The following is a 1,203-nucleotide window of genomic DNA, read 5'->3' on the forward strand; positions in this document are numbered from 1 at the left end:
CCCATCGTCATCAGCTTCGATTACGCGTCGTTCGCTGACTACTGGTCCAACTTCAGCACAGGGCAGGGGCGGCTCGGGGCGCATCTGAATGCGCTTCCGGGCGACCTGCGCGACGAGATCCAGAGACACGTTCAAGCCGGATACTTGGCCGGCTTGCCAGATGGGCCGCGCTCGTTCGCCACCATCCTACGTGCTGTCCGAGGGGTGGTCCCGAGCCGGTCCTGAGTACCCCTCAGGCGACCCGCGGGGCGCTATCCGTGCGTTCCCAGGCACGCGCTTGGCGGGGGAAGGCCCCATGCAGACAGGACGCTCTGACCAATCGTTCTCAGGCCGCCACCGGCACCTGGGGCACCGCGCTGATCAGCTCCGCCGTGTAGGGGTGGTGCGGCGGGATGAACACTTTCGACACCGGGCCGTAGTCGACCACCTTGCCCTGGTAGATCACCGCCACGTCGTCGGCGAAGCTGCGCACCAGGGCAAGGTCGTGGCTGATGAACACCAGCGTCAGCTCACGGTCCCTCTGGATGTCGCGCAGGAGCTGGACGACCCGGGCCTGCACCGAGACGTCGAGCGACGCTGTGGGCTCGTCGGCGATCACGATGTCCGGCTCGCTGGCGATCGCCCGGGCGATCGCGATGCGCTGCTTCTGCCCGCCGGAGAGCTGGTAGGGGTAGCGGTCGGCAAACTCCGGCGGGAGGCGGACGGCCGCCAGCAGCCGGCGCACCTCCTGCTTGATGTCGCCCTTGGCCTTGCGCAGCAGCTTGAGCGGCCGGGCGATCGCATAGCCCACCGTGTGGCTGGGGTTGAGGGTCGCATCCGGGTTCTGGAACACCATCTGCAGCCGCGCCAGCACCTCCTTGGGCCTGGCGGTCACGCTGGCCGTGCTGAGCACATAGCCGTCGTCCAGGGCCACCTTGCCGTCCGGCGTCGTCTCGATGCCGAGCATGATCTTGGCAAAGGTCGACTTGCCCGAACCGCTCTCACCGACGATCGCCAGCGTGCGGCCGCGGCTGGCGGCGAAGCTGACGTCGGAAAGGGCCTGCACCTTGGTGCCGCCGCCAGAGGCCAGCGCCAGTCCGCCGCCCTGGACATAGGTCTTGGACAGGTCGCTGACCTCGACCGCCGGCGGCCCGTCCGGCGCCGGTCGCTCGGTGATAGGGTCGCTCAGCTTCGGGATGCTGCCGATCAGGCGGCGGGTGTACT

The 1,203-nt window shown here is 68.5% G+C and carries 1 protein-coding gene and 1 pseudogene; one reads left to right on the forward strand and one right to left on the reverse strand.

What is annotated here, in order from left to right:
* Nucleotides 1-225: pseudogene (locus tag EQG76_RS32130) on the forward strand (class I SAM-dependent methyltransferase); the annotation flags it as partial.
* Between the two features lie 100 nt (nt 226-325).
* Here EQG76_RS32130 and EQG76_RS09345 read toward each other — a convergent pair.
* On the reverse strand, nt 326-1,203 hold an 878-nt coding region (locus EQG76_RS09345), incomplete at its 5' end, for an ABC transporter ATP-binding protein (protein ID WP_159712736.1).

The organism is Geminicoccus flavidas (assembly GCF_009806515.1).
Lineage (GTDB): Bacteria > Pseudomonadota > Alphaproteobacteria > Geminicoccales > Geminicoccaceae > Geminicoccus > Geminicoccus flavidus.